Below are 16,102 nucleotides of genomic sequence, written 5' to 3' on the forward strand. Positions count from 1 at the left end.
GATTTATATCAGTAACACTTAACGTATAAGGAGGACGCAAAGCCCCACAGGGAAACGACGGCAACACGTAGGTCCTGACGAAAAAAGGCCCCGATGCGGGGCACCGGGAGAACATGCAAGACCGCGAACGCTTGAAGCGGGACTTCGATGCCTTACGTCGCCGTTTGGGCAGGTTTCAGGACTTCCAGTACGTCGCGGTTTCGGAACGCCAGAAGCGAGGCGCGTGGCATCTTCACGTTGCGGTAAAGGGGCGACAAAACTACCGCTTGCTTCGCACCAGGCAATCCGTCGTCGGCGCAGACAACGGTAACGTCGACGTACGTAACCCGTTCCGTCAGAAAGGCCTGCGCCACAAACTTGCTGCGTACCTTGGCAAATACCTCACAAAAGACTTCGCCGAACACAAAATGAATGAAAAGCGCTATTGGACAAGCCGTGGAATCGCCGTCCCAGAACGCCACCCAATTAACCACATCCTTAGCGATGACGCGCCAACGGCCATAGCTCTATCGTTTGAGGCGGCACAGGAAGTCGGTGCGACCTTAGATCAGTGTCAAGTATTTTGGAGTCAGGACCTTGGCTGCTTTTGGCTGGCTACGCGGGAGGGCTCCGATGAATAATTCCGAACAGTCCAACACCGGCTTCGAAAACAATCACCTGTTGGAACGCCTTGCTCAGTCACTGGCAGACAGGCTTGCACCGACGCTACCCGTGTCGATTCAGCTATGGAACGCCAAGACAATCGCGGTGTACTTGCAACGCTCTCCAGCAGTGGTGCTTGAACGAATAGTTACTCTGCCCGACTTTCCAGCGCCAATCCGCTTACCATCGACACGCGCGAAATCAAGAAATGAGATTGGCCAGTCCATTGATCGCGCCACAGGGCAACCTCTTTGGAAAGCGATTGAAGTCATTGCATGGGTAGACTCACACCGCGGGAAACGAGTGGGCCGTCCTCACAACGTGAACTGAACGAAGAAAATACATTCCGCTAGCCCACTCGGGACAAACGTTAGACTCAGAGCGTACGCGACGATGCCAACAATGGTCCGACTTGAGACGGTCAGGGCAGATGTATTTTGACGGCTGCGATACCCCGTTTTTGGCCAGCGCGAAGGGGAGGCTTGCGGTCGGTAAACAACTATCCGATGGAGGGGAGGAACCAAGCCCTCCCCCACAATCCAAACGGATATCTCACCAGCCGTTCCAAAGGTTTACAATTCCTTGCATAAACGTCGTGCAGTCATTGCCGTTCCAAGTTACGTCGCGATTGCCATCTAGTAATGGATATTGATGGTTTGCACAAAGTAACTTAGAACGATCGGACGCAAGCAGCCAATTGATCGAATTCAGCATTGAATCGGTATAGGAGTCACCGAAACAATTCGCTGGCACGTTGTAAAGCAATCCTTCGAGATAGTACGAGGGCGCCACGCCAGCCTCAATATGACCGCGCACTATCATCTGTTCGCGGGAATTCTTGAATATTCGGACGATGTGCTTGAACCATTCGTTCGTCTGTTGATTCTTTGCAATGAGATTTTCTCGATGGTGTCGCGGATAATTTATTACGCGAGTGCCGTCAGCTTTCTGAAAGCTAATGCCGAGCACGTAGTCCTGACCTCCGTCATGGTCTGACACGTACCAGTTATACTTCCTGTGTTGGGCCGCGATTAGCACATCCGCCTTGCGCCTATTATGGAAGGGCTCAATCGTTACCGCCTTGGATCCGGGCCGAACGTGGGCACCAAAGCGTGCCCTTAAGGCTGCGAGCACGTCATTGCGAAAGTGGTCATGGGTATAGGTCGCGCTACCATGCGACGATCTGAACGCCTGTTGCTGATCGGGTGGCAACGCAGATAAATCATAAGTAAAAATTGAGTCGAGCCGAATAACGACATCAACGTCGCTTTCCTTAATGATATTAGTGTCGTTACCGTAAGATCCCTGCAGAAAAATCTTGAAACTCTTGTCGTCGTAGCCGGTTCCGTCCGCCTCCAAAGCAAGTTTCACCGTTGCATACGTCTCTTTCGATGTGGTCTGCGCACCAATTTGGGCCATTCGAGTCAAATCAGCTTCCGGAATCGCCATGCCTTCCCCTCAGGAGAGTAGTTGTTCGAGTTGACGCTCATATTTGCCAAACGATTCAAGGCCGCGTCGATAGAGCAGCTTCAGCTTATCGATGTTGTGCTCCATGAGATCAGCGGCCATATCCGGCGTAGTGAAGCTATCGCTAACGCGCACCATAGGAACGTCCGCGCACAGCAACATGGCAAGCTGCTCAAGAGAGTGGGTGTTTATTCCCAGCGTTTTGTGCAGCAAACGGACGAGGAAAAACTTCTCGATGGCCCACCTATGCCAATACTTGGGAGGTTCAGGGTAATTGCCAACACCGAGACTAACGACACGCAAATCGGTGTGCCCGTATCCCAATGCCTTCGTGGCGTCAATGATGGCGTAAAGGGTGGGGTTGTTGGCGCAGTAACCCCCATCTATGAGCTCCACATCTCCGTCGGAAGTCTTAACCCGTTTGCGATTGAAGATCGGATAGGCGGAACAGGAGGCAACAACAGCGTCGGCCACTGACGCACCGAAGCCGGGTTCAAAGGTACCCTTGCTTCCGTGAGATTGGCCAATGTCCGCCTTGAATATCATTGGCTTTTCTTCCAGCCAACGGGCTGTCACGATGCCAATCCGGGTCTTCATATCATTGAACGTAGCGCCATCGAACACCCGCGCCGCCAATGCTTCCAGCGCTGCAGATCGAGCGTTACTACCCCGCATGCTCATTAATGCCGGCACCTCATTCGCGTAAAGCTCTCGGATCTCATCAACCCTGCGCCCCAAGGCAAGCAACGTCGCGATGATCGCACCTGTGCTCGTACCAAAGATGAGATCAAACTGTTCGCAAAGCGGTGAGTTACCGAGCTTCGCTTCGAGCTGTTTCAAGATGCCTAGCGTGTAGAACCCTTTTGCCCCCCCACCGTCGAGGCTGAGTATGCGGAAGGTATTTCTGCGATCGCGTTCGTCTGACATCAATGCAAGGTACCCGATGATTGTCTGCGATTTGAAGCGGTACCGATTCTCACGGCAAGCCGTGGCCATCGACCGGCACGTCCGCCTCGTGCGCGAGGAATTTCATCTGTTCAATCCGAACTAGGCACTCGATCCGGTTCACGTAGGATTCGCTTGGGCTTCCAATGATATTTGACGCGTATCAAGTTGGATATCCACGTGCACGCCCTCCCCGATATGGAGGACGTCCACAGTCTCCTGAGAAAGAATGCGGTAGACCAACATCTTAATTCCTAACGAAAGCACGGTCGGTCCGAACGGCACGAGGTAGACCGTTTTCCATCGTTTCGCCTTAAGCATTTTCGCCACGCCGACCAGCGCTTCCCGTATGCCCTTCTCCGCAGTCTCTCTCGAACTAAAATCGAGACTTCCCTGCGATGCAACAAATATCTCGCCTCTCAGAAGATCATCACGCAATGGATGGACTCCTCCGTTGGCCACGATAGTTAATACTGAGGCCGAATTGTTTAGTCTATTCGTTAGGGCTGCCCGAAGTTCAGCCGAACCGAATCTCACTATATACTCGTCAACAATTTCCTCCATCTCGCGATCCATTATTTTTTCCTTACAAATTCCATTTGCCCATGAGTATCGCGACGTAGCTCAGTATAATATTTCGCCTGACAGGGTTGATCAAACAAATGATCATCACTTATTAAAACCAACTCCGTTACGCCGTGATGCCGATGAATTTCCGATGCCGACGCGCTGTATTCCGCAGAATACTCGTAACGAAGCTTAAAACATTTCGGATCCTCCATCTCTATTGAAGCCATTCTCGACATACTACGAGACTTATCCGTTTCGAGCCTTACACGAATTTTTGTATATGTCTGATGTATTGTAATTTTAGCATCAATAGTCTGATTTTTATTATTAGAACTCGACATTTTCCCCGACCAGACGCCATTTAGATTCGGTATCTTTACTAGCCCCCACCTGTAAAATATTGAACACTTTATGAGCGCATGATCCAGCCCGAGCAATATCAACGTAAACACAGCCAACCCCGAAGGGCCTGCAATTATCTTTCCCGATATAACAGACAATTTTCCAATAGCGAAAGTAATTATCACTCCAATCACCCCCGAAATTGTAGCAGCCACGTAGTACGTCAACTTTCTATCGTGATAAGTCAATATATATTCGTGCATTTTTTATCTATATTATTTGCCTGCCACATCAAACCCAGTTCGATTACCGGCCGATGAATCTCATTAAGAAAAAATGAGCATCACACGGCAACCACCCCGCATTTTATAGTGAAATTTTCCTCCCCGATACACGATAAATGCCTGCTCGCAAGACCAGCCGGATGGACGAACCACAATTGCCAGTAGATTCTACATTGGCTGTCTCGACAGATTTTTCGCAAAGAAGTGCACTCTGCGAGGTGACACTTAGCCGAGGCGCCCCGCTATATCTGTCGCCGTCGGGTTGTAATAGGTCATCAGTTCAGAGAGGTTTCTATGACCGGTCATTCGGGCTAAGTCCAGCGGTTGCAATTTCTTCGCTAGGCGCGTAATCGCTTCATGACGGGTATCGTGAAACGTTACGTCCGGGATCTGCGTCCTGTCGCGTGCCTTACGGAAAAGTGCGTCACGGCTGGATGCCGATAACCCGAATAGTGCTTTGCCTTTTTCCACGGTCGGCAGCATCTTCAAGAGTTCAATTGCACGGGATGACAGTGGCACATTTCGCGCAGTGCCATTCTTGGTCATCGGAAGCCGCGCGAACTTGCCTTTGTAGTTCACCGACGAAGCCGTGAGGGCCAGGATTTCGCTAGAGCGCATGGCGGTCTCTATCGCGAAGAGAAACGCCACAGCTACGCGCTGCATCGGCTTTTCTATGGGAAGCCCCTCTTCGTACCCCAAGCTCGTAAGCAGCGACTCGATCTCCTCTTCGGATATCAATCGCTCACGACCCGGCGCATCTGGCGGCCGCTTCACTTCCGCCATCGGATTCGTCACCAGCCAGCCCCACTCCTTCCGGGCCACGAGAAAAGCATGCGACATCAACGACATTTCCCGCGACGTCGACGCCCCTGAAACCTCCCGCATCCGAGCATCCCGCCAAGCCGCTATATGGCCAGGCCGCAGATCCGCCAGTTTGATATCCCCAAACTTCCGCCCGCCGATCACCCTGCTCCCAATCAACGGTAGCCGCAACTTCTCCCACCTAGCTCCACGCTTAGTCGGACTCACCTTCAGCTCATACTCCTTGAGCACATCGCCAACCGTCAGCGTCTTACTCCCTGCGCCGTTAGCAATCGACCGCAGCTCCGTCTCCCGCTGCGCACTCCAGGCCATCGCGGCCGCCTTCGTATCAAATGTCCTGCTATCGCGCTGACCATCGACCATGACTTGCACACGCCAGCCCTTCGCCACCTTCTGAATTGATGCCATCCGTGGGGAATCCTCGGGTAAAAAATGGGGGACCGGCCACGATTTTAGGTGTGAAGAGGTGAGATTTTGCGCCTCAGACGAACAATCGGAATTGACGCAAAAATCCCGGCCCGCCTTATTCGGCGAGCGTTTGCGAGACATTGCGGGAAGAAGTGAGACCTACTGTCGAGTTACCCATAAGTTGGCGCGCTTCAGACCCATGAGTTGGCGGACTCGTACCCTAACGCCCTCACTTTCCGCACTTCGCACACCTCCTACCACCCAGAAGCGCACCCACAAGTTGGCGCAAATCCGTGAATCGCACCCATGAGGTGGCGCAACTATTTTCGGCAACACCTTGATTCAAAAACGCAAAATTTCACGAAGACGCGAAGACCTGTTTTCTCGCCCCGGATTTCGGCGTCTTCACGGCAGTATAGGCACGCCAACCGCCGTTTCTCGTGCTCAAAGTCGAACGCAGCGGTGCAACACGAAAATCTCGCTTTCATCTGAGGGAAACTGACCTAGCCTACGAGTGTGCTTTCACGCGTTTCACAGGAGGTCATCATGCCCATGTGGAAAACACGCTCCGTCGACACGGAGCCAGTCACCCATCTCGTTCGTTGGCGTGTCTTTGAGGCTAGCGACTTCACACGGCACTTTGTTGGATGGGCAATCGAAGGGATGGCCGGGCGCGTGAGCTCGGCTATCCAAGAGTTCGATCTTGCGCGGGGTGAAGGCAGGACACGTTCGGGTCGCGTCTACCGACTTGAGGGCCCATCGGGTGAGGATGGAGACGCATCGTATACGTGGGATAGATGGTGTACGCTGAACGCTGTGGTATCAACGCGCGACGTTTCCAATGAGTATCGGGAGCACGTGGCGGACGAGGGACGCGTGTGACCTCGCCCACCGATATCCCCAAGTTAGTAAGTCTGCCACGTCTAAACAGGATGCCTCTAGAAAAATTGGCACGCACCAGACGAACTTCTTTTCGCTGACAAGCGTGCCACCGCCGACTAGAGCCGGCCTGCGATTATCTCGCGCAATCGCTTGTCCATATCTGCATCTAAATCGCTGAACCACCTTCCGTCTTCTTGCCATATTTTCACAAGCTTTTCTTGGCTCGAGACGAACCTAAATGTTCTGTCTCCCACTTTGATGTTCAGCACCTCAATCACCGGGTCGGGAACAACAGTGTTGATGTGTTCTTCAAATCGCCCCCGAGGAAATGGCGCGGCATCCCCGCCAATCTCGTAGCAATCCTGCCACACGAAGCTTTTTGCCTCGTCCGCCCCCCATGTGATTCTCCGTGCGACTAGCACGCCATCCACATACTCGTGATAGAAGGACTTGGACAGAAACCAGGCAGCCAGTCCTTCGACAAGCGTGATGGCAAGGAAATGATGAATGGTTCGGTCAAGTTTAACGAAGCTTTCACCATCAAAATATGTGACTTCGTAATACGCCCCGAAACGCCTTCCGAGCGTACTCTGCGGAACAGACGCGTCGAGTTCTAAGGCGGCATTTACGAGACACAATGCCCGCCCCAAGGTCGCCAATCCGCCCTCGCCGGAGAATGGTAACTCGGCATGCTCGGTTACCAACCTTCGTATTGTGCTCTCCCCGGAACCGCCGATAATCACAGCCCCGTAGGCGTCTAGCGTCATCCGACGGCATGTCTCAGTCGCCAACACCAACAGTTGTTGATATTCGACGCAATGCGACATAAACACAAAGTCGAGCTCGTCGACATGGCGCGAGCACACGTCGAGAACTTCGTCGATGCCCGCCGCTTGCTCTACCTGTGTACGGAAACTTAAGACTGTTTGAAGGCCCCCCGCAGCCGCGATGCACTTTCCGTCGGGCAACAGAAACGTCTTTTGCATCATCCCAGAAATAGCCGCGTTAGGACCCACGTGGGGAAAAGTTCCACCAATGCTCGGAATGTAGGTGCGCTCATAGCGCGGCTTTTTACCTGACGACCAGCCGTCGTCCGTAACGAGAACGTCCGAAATCAAAATCGGCTCCTCGCCTTTGGATACATCGGAGAAAAGAACACAGAAGACAGTCATAAGTTCTGAAGCGGAGAGGGGGTTTCATACCGAGTGAGACAACTTGCAATGCTTCTGCACCGGCCCCCGCCGCCTGGCCTGCGTGTTGAAATCTGTGCGTAGTCGCTCCTCCCGATACATGACGGGGTGCCTAGGCCTGTTGCCGTCGGGCGGAACGTGAATGCCACAATGTGCGGTGTCCGACGAGAGGCGACCGGGAACTGGCCTCATATCGCGTCGCGCAAGGAATGCGCTCGTCGCTCCGAGACGAACAAACGGGGATTCTCTTTGATATTGGTGCGGGTCCGCCTATAAAGCCTCCAGCCTACCAGGCAGGTCAGCGCGGCAACGACCTCATGCAAGCATTGAACTGACTGACGTCTATCTGGTTTCATCCCATATTGATTGCCCCGCTCTGGATTTCGTCCGAGCAAGCAACATCTTCCGCAATCTGTGGGCCCTAGTTCATGCTGTTGGAGACCGGTGCTCCAGATAGATGAGCCGATATCAGCCACGATGCCCTTCCTTTCGACCTCTGCCATCCAGTTAGCGATGAATCGCAATTCTTATCTATGTATGCGATATGTACGCAGATAAAAGCAGCTAAAAATTTGACAATTCACAAACGATTTTCTTCATATACAATTCTCATTTGTAAATTAATTATTAAATTTTTTGATAAAAATAGTCTAAAAAATTTGTATCTTCGGGGGCTGTACTTGGAACACGAATACTCCGTCCTTGGTGGACTGAACCGTGCCGTCATCGGCCGATATTTAAGCATCATTTCAGCGGCAGTCGCTTCAGCCATTGGTGTTCTAGTTCTGTGGCTGGTGGACTTGGTGAAGAGCCTTGGAATCGCTGACCATGTGCCGGGCTTGGTGATGTGGCCTCTCACGGCCGGTCTTATCTACGCAGCACTCTATTGGGTGTTCGACAGGTACGTCTGGAAAATCGACGTCATCGCCAAGTTTCTGAAGGTGCCCAATTTAGCCGGCAAGTGGCACTGTGACGGGCAAACCATCAATCCGGATAAGACTCCCGGCTGCAAGTGGGAAGCCGAAGTTACGATTATCCAAAGCTGGGACAAGCTTCGAGTGCGTCTTAAGACGACCCAATCAGCGTCCAACAGCATCGCAGCTGCCTTGGTCTATGACCAGGCGGATGGGTTCAGGCTTCTTTACAACTATAAGAACGAGCCAAGACTCGGCGAAGCGGAACTTGTATCGCATCGCGGGGCGGCCGAGTTCACCTTTGGCCCCGACCTAAAAACAGCAGAAGGCGAGTACTTCAATGGGCACGGTCGGTTCACATTTGGAACTATGAAACTCACGCGGAAGAACTAAACATGGCACGCGATATTCAGAAGCGTCTGCAATCCCTAGATGCACGCCGACGGGGTAATGATCGAAGTGAAATGACTTTCGACTCCGCCAGAGAAGTGCGCGCTGGAGTCCCTACGCTTGAGTCATATCAGAAGCGGAGCGCATCAACGGAGTTTACGAAATACGCCCTTGGCGCAATGCAGGCTGTGGGCACTGAGTACACGCGAATAGGTGTCGAAGAGGCAACCAGGGTCGGCAAACAGCTTGCTGCTGGGCTTGAAAAGCTGGGCATTGGCGTCGACTTCCGCCTACAAGGTTCGGTGCCTTGCGACATCCATATTCGCGGCGCTAGCGATGTAGACCTGTTGGTGCTCGAAGACCGCTACTTTCGCTATGACTCCGATGGAGTGAAAGCCAAGCGAGGCGAATATCGTCACCCGGTTTCATATGACACATTGGCGTCGCTATGCAACCTCCGGGACCAGTCGGAGGCAATCCTTACCGACGCGTACCCGGCAGCGACGGTTGATACGTCCGGTGCGAAGGCGATTCATCTCTCGGGTGGTTCACTTCGCCGGGACGTAGATGTCGTTCCGTCCAACTGGTTCGACACCATTGATTACCAACGGACTGGATGGGAGGCCGACCGAGGTGTTCAGATTCTCGACAAGCACGCTCGCGAGCGAATCAAGAATATGCCGTTCCGTCACATCGAACGCATCACCGACCGAGACCGCGAATGCGGCGGGGGCCTGAAGAAGGCTATTCGCCTGTGCAAGAACGTTAAGGCTGACGCAAAAAACGAGGGGACGAATATCGGGCTATCGAGCTTTGACATTGCTTCGATGCTTTGGCACGCGGACGTGCCAGCACTCACCGTAGGTGTTGCTTACGAGTTGGCTATTTTGGCCGAGGCAACCCGCTTTGCGGACTATCTTGCGTGCAATCACGATGAAGCGAGGCAATTGCTTGTTCCTGACGGCTCGCGAGCTGTGTTCGATGCACCCGAAAAGTTGGAAGCCCTCACTCTGCTTTCGCTGGAGTTGGACGACCTATCTGAAAAGGTGACTCGCGAGCAGTTTCCGACTCTGGGGAAAATTCCGTTTCAGCAAATCAACGAGGCACTACGCAAGGCCCACATTGCGGCCTAAGAAGGGTTCAGCCGAAATGCTCGGGCGGCTCAACCGGAATAGTTGTCGGGGGTATCGAACTCGTGTAACTCGAGGTGGGACCCTCCATCCCTAATGTTCTGTATACCTAATTGACGGTTGTATAATTGGTCAACTTCGTCTTTTGAGTCACCAATTGAAGCCACTCCTTCCTTTGGAATATCAGCAGCTCGTCGTCCACGCACAGCGCTTAAAGTCGCTTCCGCGTAGAGAGGTAATGCGCGACCCTTGGGCCAAAACCTTGCTGGCGCCCGACGGGGCCCGCCGGTTTCTGGCCGGGCGCGCCAGCTACGGAGACTCGGGACGCATTAACTTCGTCACCCTCGTTGCCGAATGCATTCTCGCCGCACCAGACATTTCGGTGCGCGCCTCAGTCGCGAGTCCCCGGAAAGCGTCACAGATTCGGTCTGCGGCCAATCGTCTGCACAATACAGTTGCAGATGTTGCAGACTTAACGCACGTAACTCGAGACCCTGGATTTCAATCGGGATTGGAGTCATTGCGTCACTGGTCCCCTCCCCCCGAGCGGTCATCGGGCAGCCAGAAGGGCCATCCTGAGCGACGCGCGTTCATCGAGTATGTGGCGATGCGCTTTTACGAGAATTTCCGAGACATTCACACGGAAGCGGTCGGCGAAATCGTCATGCAAGTCTGGCCGGACACTCAAGACCGAACTGTGCGAAACGTGCTTTCGGCTAAACGCCGTGCCGAACTCATAAAAGAGTTCGAATCCGGCCAGCGTCGACGCGATGGGGCAGATACTGTCACGCAAATTGCCTTGGCCCGTATGAAAACGGACAGAGGAATTCAGACGCTTGTTGCTGAAGAGGATAGGGTTGTGGCGGCCATTTTGCAGTTGGACCCAACGAAAGGCGATACCGAGCTAAGAAAAGCCCTGCTTGCTGTTGTTGCGGCACGTACATCGTCCGCTCTAGCACAACAGAAAGCTTCCATTTAGGAAACGAAACTGCAGAATTCTGCAATTTGGTTTCCGGAAAGCGGGTTGCAGGTTCACGCAGATTGTCGACCTTCGTTACCTGGACGTAACGGGCGACCATTGCAACCATCCAAACACCACTTGGAGGTTGCGTTGCTAAATTTCGAGCTCTTCCCCAACACGCTCACTCTCGAAGCGGACGCCCGTCTTACGGCAATTCCCGTTGACCGTTCCGCAACGTTCGAAATGCTTCTCGAACGCTACCCCGGGAATGGCTATCGCCAGCAGTGCACCCGGATGGCGCAGGCCCTGTTCCTGCTGCGCGCAGTCTCCACTCACGAGTGCCGAGCACTCCTCGATATATACTACCCAAACGCACGCAAGCACGAGCTCGCCTTGGCGGGAATGCGAATTGCCACCGAGCGTGGCTCGATGCGCACAACCTGCGGTGACGTTCGGCACATCGGGGTGTACGTGCTACGCGACCGAAATGCGCAGCCAATTCAACTGGAAATTCCCCTTGATTCCCCATCTCCGACTGAGGCGCCGGCTTGTCTGAGAGGAGATTGGGCGCATGGATGAATGCAAACTGTCGGCCGCTGCTGGTTTCATGGACACTGAGATAACGCTAGCTGTCGTACTGGCGATTGGCGTGGTGCACTCGGCCGCGTGGGGGGGCCTGAAGGTGGTTTGTTCTCGGCTGAGCTCCCTCCTGAGGTCAGATGCAGCGGGCTGTCCGTCGCTGTCCAGGTTGGTGCCGCAATCGGTGCAGGACTTGCGCCCATCGTCGCAACCTCACTTCTCACGTATGGCCACGGGAAGCTGAGTATGGCTTGCTCCGCGCCGACCAGCCCAGTCGCTGGACCCCAGAGCTGAATCGCCGTTCTATACACGAGGAATTCCAAGTCCTCAGCCGTCAAGTCCAGCTCCGCCATGAGGGAGAAATCTTGCCAACGGCTTACTGTGCCTCCTCCTGGCGTACCCCGCACTCTCCCGCCCCAGCCGTTCCTGCGTTTCTATTAGCTCGGTGTACATCGGCATCTGACATTGGTTTTCGACGTATCGGAAGGTCTATTCTATATACGATGGGCCGCCACGCCGGCGCCCGCAAATAGCCCCTAATTCCCAACGGGAGCGCCGCGATGGACTCGGATGAATGGAAGTCCCGCGTCGTTCGCACGGCCAGTCCGCTCTGTCCGAAGTGCGAATCGACCAAGCTGACCATGGGTGCGTGCGCAGTTGGTGCCAAGACCGTCCACCAGGAACTGGTCTGCGAAAAATGCACCCACGAGTTCACCGCGCTGTTCGTGCTGATCGGTTACTACGATGGCCTGCCCGATACGTAGCCGTAGCTCATATTCAATTGTCTTCGTCGGAGGCTTAGTCTAGGCTCAAATCGTGTATTGGCCACCAAGGACACCACCATGTCGAAAGTCGAGAAGAAGTCGAGCCGAGAGGACGACAAATACATGTCCACCGCGGACGCAGCGAAGATGCTGTTCGTCTCCCAGGCGCACGTCGCCAAGCTCATCGACCAAGGCAAGCTCAAACTGCACCATATAACCGGGAACAACCGTCTTGTGAGAATAGACTCGGTGCTGGCATATCAAGCCAGCCAGCAAATCGGAATAGAGGCCTACCACGCCGCGGCGTCAGACGAAGAGTGAGTCGGCGGCAAAGGGATCCGGGTGACGCAACAGTGGATTTCGGCAAATCTGGCGACATACATCACCACATGACTTGTCCTCCACAGTAACCTTGTAGTGGTCCAGTCAATCCAAACACTCTTTTAGGCGAGAATGTTCGTCATGAAAAGGCTCCATGGAAAGAACAAGGTCATTCGTTTAACCCCAGCGGGAGCGGACACAACACTTGGCGTCGCGTCCGGGGTAGATCGAACATTGCACACATGAGATGGCACACCCTCGCCTTACAGACCAATGGATTCATCGGCATCTTCCTAGACTGGTCGGCCAATCCCATCCCCAAAGACGAGACTTTCTGCAGAGCCTATCGCTTAACCCTCGCATTCGTTAAAGAACTCCGTTCGCACGGGGCCGACATCCTTCGCAAAACGCTCGAGTAAGTCGTAGGCGACACGTACTGTGTATGCAATGACCTCGGGGGTCGCTCGATGTCAATAGATTGCCCTTGACAATCGCTGACACAAATTCCGCCGGAATACCGTTAATCGTTTGCGCCGGCGAAACGTGGTGCCCAGACATCCTCCGTTCTGGGAAGCACGAGAAGTGTCAGCACGGTGTCATACGTGTCGGAGACGAGTTTCATCTCCCGCAAGAGCGTGCCAGGTGAGGAGTCAGGGAACCAGATTTTGGCAGGCAACAACTGCCCCTGCTTCTCGCTGGTGATCGAGGCTTGGCGGCGGGAGTACAACGAGGAGCGGCCGAAGAAATCACTGGGCGGATTAACACCGGCGACCTACGCGCGGAAATTGGCGGAAAAACAGTTACATTAACCCTCGGACTCTAAAGCCTAGCGCTACTGAAGACGGGGAGACGTCGATCGGGGCAAGGGTATGCACGAACCTCGGTCGAGCACGAACTGAACCTCTGGCAGCCACTTATTCGTGAGCACAAATCGGTGCGCTCCTTCAGGGCGTTCGTTGAACGGCAATATGGTCAATTCGGCGTCACACTCTCCACGATTCACTCCGCGAAGGGTAAGGAATGGGATCACGTCATCGTAATCAACGTGACCGAAGGTGCTATCTCGCACATTAGGGAGATACAGAAGCAGAACGTCGAGGAAGAACTCCGCTTGCTCTATGTTGCCACGACGCGCGCGAGACAGCACTTACATCTGGTCCAAGCACCGATACGTCGAGGTACCGTACGCTACTCAAAGCTATCCCGATTCGTCAGTGACCGTACTTTTCGCAAGCTAAACGCACGGGATTGAAATGCGAAGAACCCGGAGACCGGACAGTTCGACGAAGTCTTCGCCCACCACTAGGTTCCGCGCTTTCAAACACCAATGACCATTTGGCTGCAGCGGCATGACTACCGCGGTCCCGAATCCGCTTTGGGGTGTAAAGCATCTGCAGCATTCGCTCATATGGCGGGACTGAACGCCCCGGCAAAGAAACCGTAAAGCCAGAGAGTTCCGTATCTGATCGGCATTAGTTCTTGAGGGGGGCCTAGCGCAAAACAACCCGCAGTGCGTTCACACCGCCCCCCGTGCAATCATTGATTTTTGAGCGGGACGCCCGGAGGAAGAAGCAAATTCACATCGTTCGGTGTGATGACATCGAACAACGAAAGGAAAGTTTCGGCGGTCCCTCGATCGCCCTTTACAGCCACGCCATCCGCCAACTTGCCCGTTCCGATGGTTTGGAGAATTGCCGCTTTCGGCCCACTGATCGTGGCTTGCGCATCCGGCAAAGGCTCGCCACTGAAAGCAGCAATCTGGTTACGCACCGAAAATCCGGACTTCTCTCCGGTGTCGGTTACCTCGAATCCCACGTTCATCTTCTTGCCCGCGGCTCGTTTTGCGTTAAGTCGCACACTCAACGTTTCAAGGAACTGGTTCGTCGGCAATACCTTGACGATCGCGGGGTCTGCGAAATTCCAGGGCTTCGAGCGGTCAAGGCTTCCGTCAAGTTCCTTCGAACCCGTAATAGCGAATGCGCGCCAGTAAATATTCGTTTGCGCGTATGCCCACTGCCGCAAGGCCTGCGCTTTCAACTTGCGTGCTTCCATATCGCTCGGGTCGATTCTAGTCAGGTGCGTGAGAACCTCGGCTGCCCACCCGTAGTTACGCTCGCTGATTGCTTTCTTGCCTTCGGCTAGCACGCCCTTTCTTCCACCCATTGCGCGCACGTATTGGCGGGAGGTTTCGATAAATCCGGGCTTGGCAAGCTCCGTCGCGTCCCCTGACCACCATCCCAGGTACCCGTCGTAGATATTGCGTACCGAGTGCGCCACAGTGCCGTAGTACTCTTGCAGCCATGGGTCGCTCGCATAGGGCTCAGGCAGCACCACCATGTCGGCGAGCTGGTCACGCTTGTAGCCAAGGTTGATCAAATAGATCGACTGATCGTGCACATATTGGATCGCGTCGCGGTAATTCTGTATGCGGTCCACAATAAACTGGTTTCCCCGCCACGCTCGCATGTGCGACCCCGAGTACGTATCGGACTTGCGCGCATATTGCAACGCTCGGGCAACACCCTCCATCCAAAGCTGAACATCTCGATAGGACGTGCCTCGCAGAGTGTATAGATTCGGGAACGTCTCACCTTGAATGGTCTCCGACCCATGCAAGTGCCGGAATTGGGGGAAATAAACGTCAACTTCATCCATGCCAGCGTCGCCGTAGGCTGGAAAAACTTCCATCTCCACTCCGGCAATCGTCGTTTTGAGCGGCTTATCTTCTGCCACTTTCACCGTCGGCAAGAAGAACGAAATGGGGCCTGCGCCGAATGCCGGACCAATGCCGAAGTGGACTGGGCCGTCGGGACCCGGTGGCACGTACCCTGCTGCATATGCCGTTCGTTGGGTGAGAATATTACCGACTACACCGACATCATTGACCAGATCTTTGACAAAGTTCACGGAAGCAATAATCTTCACCTTGCCCGAATCAACATCCGCCTGGGTGACTCCCCATCCAGCAGAACCGAACGCGTGATCCGGGTGGCGGTGCGTATAAATCACCGCAACCACCGGCAACTTGGCGGCGCCCGGTACAGCTTCTACGAATGCGGCTCGGCTGGCGCGGGCACTGTCGTCATCGGACCCCGGGTCGATAACGATGAGGCCGTTGTCTCCGACGGCGATCATAGTCGACGCGAGCTGGAAACCGGAGGCTAGATAAATCTTGCCAGGCACAACCTCTTGGATCTTCTTGTTCATCATCTGCGCATAGGCGGTCTGTGCAGGATGAATTGTGGAGGCCCCCTTGGTGTACGCGAGGTTGTCGCCCTGCCAAATTATGGGCGAAAGATGATCGAGGACTGCTTTGCTATTGAAGTTCGCGGGGTTCTGACTGCGGACTGGACTGTTAAGTGGCCCAAGTGTTTCCGACAATGCAACAGTGCTTTGAAGAAAAATGGCGGCTGCGGCGATAGCGATAATCGAGAAGCGTCGGTGCGTATGCGGCATGTTTTTTCCCCAAGAGAATAAAGCGCCGGGTTATT

Annotated in this window: 16 protein-coding genes and 1 pseudogene; 10 read left to right on the forward strand and 7 right to left on the reverse strand. The window is 54.1% G+C overall.

The features are described from left to right. Positions 1–113 precede the first annotated feature (113 nt). Together PAQ31011_RS03220 and PAQ31011_RS03225 are read left to right on the forward strand one after the other, a co-directional pair. Complete coding sequence (locus PAQ31011_RS03220) at positions 114–620, forward strand: rolling circle replication-associated protein (RefSeq protein ID WP_246179312.1); 507 nt, start codon at positions 114–116, stop codon at positions 618–620. Then, positions 613–972, forward strand: coding sequence for a hypothetical protein (locus PAQ31011_RS03225; RefSeq protein WP_150574439.1), 360 nt, complete (start codon positions 613–615; stop codon positions 970–972). Before PAQ31011_RS03220 ends, PAQ31011_RS03225 begins: the two co-directional genes overlap by 8 nt. Before the next feature lie 222 nt (positions 973–1,194). Here the strand turns inward: PAQ31011_RS03225 and PAQ31011_RS03230 are convergent, their stop codons facing one another. The 6 genes from PAQ31011_RS03230 to PAQ31011_RS03255 all read right to left on the reverse strand — a co-directional run bounded on the left by PAQ31011_RS03230 (position 1,195) and on the right by PAQ31011_RS03255 (position 7,534). After that, positions 1,195–2,091 (reverse strand): anti-phage nucleotidyltransferase, encoded by an 897-nt coding sequence (locus PAQ31011_RS03230; RefSeq protein WP_150574440.1) that lies wholly within the window; start codon positions 2,089–2,091, stop codon positions 1,195–1,197. 9 nt (positions 2,092–2,100) lie between these two features. Continuing rightward, a complete protein-coding gene (locus PAQ31011_RS03235; protein ID WP_246179313.1) occupies positions 2,101–3,105 on the reverse strand; it encodes an anti-phage phospholipase in 1,005 nt (334 codons plus the stop codon). Between the two features lie 69 nt (positions 3,106–3,174). Further along, positions 3,175–3,630: a hypothetical protein gene (locus tag PAQ31011_RS03240; protein ID WP_150574441.1), complete on the reverse strand. Its 456-nt coding sequence runs from the start codon at positions 3,628–3,630 to the stop codon at positions 3,175–3,177. Then, positions 3,630–4,229 carry a Cap15 family cyclic dinucleotide receptor domain-containing protein gene (locus PAQ31011_RS26975; protein ID WP_425495075.1) on the reverse strand — a complete coding sequence of 200 codons (600 nt, stop codon included), beginning with the start codon at positions 4,227–4,229 and terminating at the stop codon, positions 3,630–3,632. The genes PAQ31011_RS03240 and PAQ31011_RS26975 overlap by 1 nt, the downstream gene beginning before the upstream one ends. A 246-nt stretch (positions 4,230–4,475) precedes the next feature. After that, complete coding sequence (locus PAQ31011_RS03245) at positions 4,476–5,480, reverse strand: tyrosine-type recombinase/integrase (protein WP_150574442.1); 1,005 nt, start codon at positions 5,478–5,480, stop codon at positions 4,476–4,478. Between the two features lie 998 nt (positions 5,481–6,478). Continuing rightward, positions 6,479–7,534 (reverse strand): hypothetical protein, encoded by a 1,056-nt coding sequence (locus PAQ31011_RS03255; protein WP_150574444.1) that lies wholly within the window; start codon positions 7,532–7,534, stop codon positions 6,479–6,481. A 590-nt stretch (positions 7,535–8,124) separates the two neighbouring features. Here PAQ31011_RS03255 and PAQ31011_RS03260 point away from each other — a divergent pair. The 8 genes and pseudogenes from PAQ31011_RS03260 (at position 8,125) to PAQ31011_RS03295 (ending at position 13,863) form a co-directional block, all read left to right on the forward strand. After that, a complete protein-coding gene (locus PAQ31011_RS03260; RefSeq protein ID WP_217424832.1) occupies positions 8,125–8,859 on the forward strand; it encodes a Cap15 family cyclic dinucleotide receptor domain-containing protein in 735 nt (244 codons plus the stop codon). Between the two features lie 2 nt (positions 8,860–8,861). Next, positions 8,862–9,989 carry a nucleotidyltransferase-like protein gene (locus PAQ31011_RS03265; RefSeq protein WP_150574445.1) on the forward strand — a complete coding sequence of 376 codons (1,128 nt, stop codon included), beginning with the start codon at positions 8,862–8,864 and terminating at the stop codon, positions 9,987–9,989. Positions 9,990–10,224: 235 nt separating this feature from the next. Then, positions 10,225–10,965, forward strand: a complete 741-nt coding sequence (locus PAQ31011_RS03270) for a hypothetical protein (protein WP_150574446.1) — start codon at positions 10,225–10,227, stop codon at positions 10,963–10,965. A 225-nt stretch (positions 10,966–11,190) separates the two neighbouring features. After that, entirely contained in the window at positions 11,191–11,526 is a 336-nt protein-coding gene (locus tag PAQ31011_RS26980) for a helix-turn-helix domain-containing protein (RefSeq protein ID WP_425495082.1), read from the forward strand. Positions 11,527–12,086: 560 nt separating this feature from the next. Continuing rightward, complete coding sequence (locus tag PAQ31011_RS03280; protein ID WP_150574448.1) at positions 12,087–12,290, forward strand: hypothetical protein; 204 nt, start codon at positions 12,087–12,089, stop codon at positions 12,288–12,290. Between the two features lie 78 nt (positions 12,291–12,368). After that, the gene (locus tag PAQ31011_RS03285; protein WP_150574449.1) at positions 12,369–12,611 is read left to right on the forward strand and encodes a helix-turn-helix domain-containing protein; all 243 of its coding nucleotides are present in this window, start codon (positions 12,369–12,371) and stop codon (positions 12,609–12,611) included. A 701-nt stretch (positions 12,612–13,312) separates the two neighbouring features. After that, positions 13,313–13,420 (forward strand): annotated as a pseudogene (locus PAQ31011_RS03290) (integrase core domain-containing protein); the annotation flags it as partial. A 125-nt stretch (positions 13,421–13,545) separates the two neighbouring features. Beyond that, a complete protein-coding gene (locus PAQ31011_RS03295) occupies positions 13,546–13,863 on the forward strand; it encodes a 3'-5' exonuclease (protein ID WP_246179314.1) in 318 nt (105 codons plus the stop codon). A 284-nt stretch (positions 13,864–14,147) separates the two neighbouring features. Here PAQ31011_RS03295 and PAQ31011_RS03300 read toward each other — a convergent pair whose 3' ends face one another. Beyond that, positions 14,148–16,067 carry an alkyl sulfatase dimerization domain-containing protein gene (locus PAQ31011_RS03300; RefSeq protein ID WP_150574450.1) on the reverse strand — a complete coding sequence of 640 codons (1,920 nt, stop codon included), beginning with the start codon at positions 16,065–16,067 and terminating at the stop codon, positions 14,148–14,150. Between the last annotated feature and the right edge of the window lie 35 nt (positions 16,068–16,102).

The organism is Pandoraea aquatica (assembly GCF_902459565.1).
GTDB classification, from domain to species: Bacteria; Pseudomonadota; Gammaproteobacteria; order Burkholderiales; family Burkholderiaceae; genus Pandoraea; species Pandoraea aquatica.